Source organism: Armatimonas sp., from assembly GCF_043760365.1.
Lineage (GTDB): Bacteria > Armatimonadota > Armatimonadia > Armatimonadales > Armatimonadaceae > Armatimonas.
Genome location: NZ_JAYUPA010000283.1, coordinates 1 through 5,556 on the forward strand (window position 1 = coordinate 1; position 5,556 = coordinate 5,556).

Annotated in this window: 5 protein-coding genes and 1 pseudogene; 5 read left to right on the forward strand and 1 reads right to left on the reverse strand. The window is 55.5% G+C overall.

Going from position 1 to position 5,556, the window contains the following annotated elements:
* Positions 1-763: acetate/propionate family kinase (locus ACH2EH_RS06740; protein WP_395140147.1), on the forward strand; the 763-nt coding region annotated here is incomplete at its 5' end.
* 577 nt (positions 764-1,340) lie between these two features.
* Positions 1,341-3,146, forward strand: a complete 1,806-nt coding sequence (locus tag ACH2EH_RS06745) for a PAS domain S-box protein (RefSeq protein ID WP_395140149.1) — start codon at positions 1,341-1,343, stop codon at positions 3,144-3,146.
* Here the strand turns inward: ACH2EH_RS06745 and ACH2EH_RS06750 are convergent.
* Positions 3,143-4,066, reverse strand: a complete 924-nt coding sequence (locus ACH2EH_RS06750) for a nuclear transport factor 2 family protein (RefSeq protein ID WP_395140151.1) — start codon at positions 4,064-4,066, stop codon at positions 3,143-3,145. The genes ACH2EH_RS06745 and ACH2EH_RS06750 overlap by 4 nt on opposite strands.
* A gap of 106 nt (positions 4,067-4,172) precedes the next feature.
* On the opposite strand from ACH2EH_RS06750, the gene ACH2EH_RS06755 reads away from it, so the two are divergent.
* The 3 genes and pseudogenes from ACH2EH_RS06755 to ACH2EH_RS06765 all read left to right on the forward strand — a co-directional run.
* Positions 4,173-4,844: a hypothetical protein gene (locus tag ACH2EH_RS06755; RefSeq protein WP_395140153.1), complete on the forward strand. Its 672-nt coding sequence runs from the start codon at positions 4,173-4,175 to the stop codon at positions 4,842-4,844.
* A complete protein-coding gene (locus ACH2EH_RS06760) occupies positions 4,841-5,077 on the forward strand; it encodes a hypothetical protein (protein ID WP_395140155.1) in 237 nt (78 codons plus the stop codon). The genes ACH2EH_RS06755 and ACH2EH_RS06760 overlap by 4 nt, the downstream gene beginning before the upstream one ends.
* A 108-nt stretch (positions 5,078-5,185) precedes the next feature.
* Positions 5,186-5,556: pseudogene (locus ACH2EH_RS06765) on the forward strand (hypothetical protein); the annotation flags it as partial.

Consider the following 5,556-nt stretch of genomic DNA (forward strand, 5'->3'; position numbering starts at 1 on the left):
GGCGTTTCACCAGAGCTTGCCGCCCGTGGCTGCCTGCTATGCGCTGCCCCGCGAGCTCTCGGAGCGGCTGGAGCTTCGGCGCTACGGGTTCCATGGCACGTCGTATCAGTATGCCTCCCAGCGGCTCTTGGAGTGTCTCGGGCGTAAGGCAAGCGGCTCAAAGCTGATTATCTGCCACCTGGGAAATGGCGCAAGTGTCTGTGCGCTTCAGGACGGCAAGAGCGTGGACACGAGCATGGGCTTCACCCCACTGGAGGGTCTGATCATGGGTACGCGCTGCGGCGACATAGATGCCGGGCTCTTGCTCTATCTCCTGCGCACCCAAGAAATAACGCCCGCTCAGCTCGACACACTGCTTAACCAGCAGAGCGGCCTGAAGGGGCTCGCGGGCCAGGGCGGTGATGTGCGCTTGCTGGAAAGAGCAGCCGCAGACGGTGACCCACAGGCGGAGCTTGCCCTCGCGGCCTTTGCCTATCGGGTTCGCAAGTACATCGGAGCCTACGCCGCAGCGCTGGGTGGTGTGGATGCGCTGGCTTTCACGGGAGGAATCGGTGAGCACTCGGCAGCGATGCGAACCCGTATCTGCGAGGGGCTGGCGTTCTTGGGAATCACCCTCAATCCCGTGCGCAACGCCGCCGCGCAGGCAACAGAGACATTACTCAGCCCCGACAATAGCCCCACGCCGGTCTGGAAAATCCCCACCGACGAGCAGCGTCAGCTCGCCCGCGAGGCATTTGCTCTGCTCAAGGGGAAAACACCGTGACCGAGCGCGCCAAGTCAATCTTCCACCGTTATGTTATTATGAGAAACGGTGAATTAAAAATGTAACTGATCTCCCGCCTAAAGGCAGGGAGCTTTGACAGTAACAACAGCCGAAACTGTAATCCCGTCTATAGGGCAAGTTACATTGCCCCGTGTTCAACCTCGATCCTCCTGCAAGCAGGAAGCAAGGCAGAGCCATATCGTCTAAACTTCAACCTGATTTATGTTAAACCGTACGCCGCTCATCGAACCAGATTTCCAGCAAAGCTAGGAGGGACGTTGGAACCTCCGGGTAGCTTTGCATAGCGAGTGCCTTGCCCCATCAGGTGGATGTCTGTCAAAAGTTGAAGGTAGTTCCTGATCCTAGGGGGACGAACCCTAAGACGAAAACTCAAGAGGAGTCTATCAAACTAAAAGCAAACATGCAAGAGGAAAGACAAGAAAACGAGAACAAATATGCAACCATTTGACAACGGCACCAGAAAAGGTTCCCGATTCCTCTTCCGGCTAAGCACCCTTCCCTTCGGGTGGGTACCCGGGGTTTCCTCGGAGGGTTTATTATGAGTCCAATCCAAAATATGAGTCCAATCCAAAAGGTCGAGGAGGCGCTTCGCCAGAGTGTGGGGATTCTCCGAGCACTGCTCGAATCCATGCCGGAAGCAATGATCGTTGTTGATACGTCAGGCACTATCGTATTTGCAAATACGCAGATAGAGCGGCTCTTTGGCTACGGACGCGGGGAGCTGCTGGGAACCCCCGAGGAAATGCTGATGCCCGAACGCTTCCATCAGCAGCATCGAGACCACCGAGAGAGCTATCTTACTGCGCCCCAAATACGCCCGATGGGAGAGGGGCTGAGGCTCTGGGGACAGCGTAAAGACGGCACTGAGTTCCCTCTTGAGATCAGCCTCAGCCCGCTGGAAACCGAGCATGGGCTCCTTGTCATCCGCTCCATTCAGGATATCACGGCGCACAAACAGGCAGAGGAAAAGCTACGCCTCTCGGAGATTCGCTACCGTCGGCTCTTTGAGGCGGCAAAAGATGGGGTTCTGCTTCTCGATCCCAAGACGCGTAAGATCACCGACGCCAACCCGTTTATGACGACACTTCTGGGTTATTCTCATAGCGAGCTAGTGGGCAAGGAGCTCTTTGAGATCGGTCTGCTTAAAGACGAGGCGGCGAGCCAGGAGATGTTTCAGAAGCTAAAAAGCACGCTCCAGGTTCGCTACGAAGACCTGCCTCTGGAGAGCCAGGAGGGCAAGCGTCAAGAGGTCGAGGTCGTGGCGAATCTCTACGATGAAAACGGTCACTCGGTCATTCAGTGCAATATCCGCGATATCACCGAGCGCAAGCTTGCACAAGAGGCGCTGCATGCCAGCGAGGGGATCTTTCGAACTTTCGCCGATAGTGTGCCACAGTTTATCTGGATATCAAGCCCACAAGGCGTTCTGGAGTATGTCAATCCGCAGTGGACGGAGTACACTGGCCTGTCGTTGGTGCAGACTGCTACCCGCCAAGACGCGTCGGTGTACCACCCGGACGATGTCCTGAGTATGTACGCGGAATGGGAAAAGGCGCAGCAGACGAAAGAGCCCTATAGCGTTGAGGTTCGTATCTGCCGCGCTAAAGACGGCGTCTTTCGCTGGTTTCTGGTGCGCGGGATTCCCCAGTACGATACGGCGGGCAATGTCTGTCGCTGGTTTGGTGTGACCACGGATATTGAGAACCAAAAGCAGGAACAGGCGAGGGGTGCGGAGCGCAATACCCTGCTCCAGCGTGCCGTGGCTGAGTCGCACCACCGCATTAAGAACAACCTGCAGGTACTCTCCGCCCTTGTGGAGCTACAAACCCCGCTTCAGGGAGATACGGTGCCTGTCTCGGAGCTCAAGCGCATCGGGCAGCATATTCAAACGCTCGCCGCACTCCACGACCTGCTGACTTTAGACTCTAAGACCGGCGTTGACCTCGATACCATCTCGCTCAAAGCCGCGCTGGAGAAGCTTGTCCCGATCTTGCAGGCCACCTCAGGCGGACGGGAGATTCGGATTCAGGCAGACGAGATGGCGATCTCGCTCAAGCAAGGCGGGTCTTTTACGCTACTCGTCAATGAGCTTGTCTCCAACGCCCTCAAACACGGCAAAGGCGAAGTAGGCGTGACACTGACTCTCTTGCCAGAAAATACCGCACAGCTCGAAGTCTGCGACGACGGCCCTGGGTTTCCCGCAGGCTTCGACCCACTGAAATCGGCCAACACGGGCATGGAGCTGATAGAGAGCATGGGACGCTGGGATCTGTGCGGCGAGATCGTCTACAAAAACCGCGCCGAGGGAGGCGCGTGTGTGGTGATCACATTTCCCCTCCCCAACCAAACAAGAGCGGCTTAGCTCCACTCCTGGACACGATCCGGTGCCATCCCGACTTGCGTCAGCGTCCACTGATCCCGCAACGATTCCAGCACATAGCTCACATAGACAGTGCGAGTCTCCCCGTTCCTTCCCCAATAGACGTGCTTACCCGAAACAACATAGACCCCTTCGGCTCTTTTGTGAAGCAGTGTCAGATCAAACTGAATTGTCTTCATAGAGGACAGAGCATCGCGCGTCAAGTCCAGATAATCGTTTGCGTCTATTGAGTACTCGTAGTTGCCTTTAAGATAGATCGCGATCTCCGTATTGGGATCCGTCAGGGTAACAAGCGCATCAATATTGCCGCTGCGAAACGCCTCGTGAAGCTCATCAATGGCATTCAGGAGTCCAGGCTCACGCTGCATGAGAGCCCGGTCATTGAAGTAGTTCGTATCCTGGCTGTTGGCGTAGCTGCGAAACTTGTTGCCGCTGTAGGTAATCACCTCCACGTAGCCATGATCCGGGCGGCGGTCATAGCCAAAGTCACGCGAGATAAACGCGGGGACAATTCCAAAGTAAAACCCAAACGGGGAGACGTAGTTTCGTCGCGGATCGTAGCGCTGCTGGTAGTGCGGATAGTAGACATGACCACGCGGAAAGTAGGGCTTCTGCCAGTTTACTCGAACCGTGGCCGCCGGTCGGAGCGTCATCCCATTGTCGTAGCGCCGCCCTTGCATCGTCCGCGTAAACGTCCGCTGCGTCCGCGTCTGACTCGTTACCCGCAGCGTGGTTGTCTGGTTTACCGCGCGAGGGCGCTCGTTGGGCTTTTGCCGCATAGGCGGAGCCGAATTTCGAGGTCGTACCGGGACATTCTGCGTACGAACTTCATCACGACGCGCATGAGTCGGCGCTTGTTGTGTCTGCGCCAGGGGAAGCAGTATCGTTTTTGAATTTTTCATTTTTGTTAACTCAGCGCTCGTATGTACGAAGCAGGGTTACGGTTCCCCTTCACTTTTCAGGGAACCCAGCGAGCTCATGGTCATCTGGAGCAGCAAGGAAACCACTATGCAAACCTACCAAAACACCCTGGAGGGTGTCTTCCAGAATCCTATCTCCAGCGAGCTGGAGTGGCACGATATTATTGCGCTAATCGAGCAAATTGGCACTGTCAAGACAAAAAACAACGGCCAGCTCACGTTCACTGTCAATGGGACACCGCGAATTTTCCACCGTTCAAAAGATAAAGACACGTCGGATCGGCCTCAGGTGCGAGCTCTAAGAGAGTTTCTAGAGAGCGTCGGCTTTAATCAAAATAGTCCCGTTGACACCGCCTCCAAGCTGCGCCTCCTCGTCGTGATCAGTCAGCACGAGACCCTGATCTTTCGCTCTGAGGAAAAAGGGGCGGTGCCGGAGCATCTTCATCCTTTTGATCCCCACGGCACACTGCGGCAGCTCAAGCACACCCGGGGTAACAACGCGGGAGCACGCGCTCCTGAGAACCTCACCTACTACGAAACGATCTCCAAGACCCTCACGGGAGCGGAGGAGATTCTTCTCATGGGAAATGGCACCGGAGCCAGCAGCGCAATGACACACTTGAAAGACTACCTGGAGACGCACCATAAGGACACTGCTACGCACCTTGTCGGAGCCCTGACTGTGGATATCGAAGCGCTCACCGAGGGGCAGCTCTTACAGGAGGCCCGCGCTTTCTATCACAGGCGGCTGGACTCGTGATTACCCTTCTGCTGAGCCTCCTGCTAATCTTCATGGACACTGTCTTCGTGTACATGCTGTTCCAGGCCAAGCAACAGAGAAACTCTAATCGCCTCTGGCGACGCTGGATCATGGGAACTGCTCTCGCCGGGGAGATTATCGTTGGGCTCCTTGCTTTTGTCGAATCCCGCCTGATTCCTGAGGAGTCTTCCCCTACCCTCTCCGCGTACTCTCAGCCGTCGTCGCTTACTTAAATTTGCATCCACATCCAAAGAAATTTATATAATTTTTATACATGGAACCTTATATTATTTTTCCACATACGGATATTCATCGTTAATAAATATTAAAAAGGAAAAAAAATGAAAATCACATCAAAAATACAAACATCACTTGTCCTATTAGGAAGCATTGCTTTCGTCACGGGATGCGGCGGGGTGAGTGCTCTTGACCCGATCACCCCTTTACCCTCGCCGATTCTAATCACACCAACCCCCGCACCTGGTGCGACTCCGGTTCCTGGCGCGACTCCGGTTCCTGGCGCGACTCCTGTTCCTGGCGCGACTCCTATACCACTTGCCACACCCACTCCTGTCCCTGGCACTATACCAACCCCTATTCCCCTTCCCACACCGACGCCCGGCCCGGCGATCACCGCGGATCAATTACGTGCGGTACCACAACAGGTCTCCGTGCAAGGCAAGGTACTGGTGGCAACGGCTGCCGTATGGAT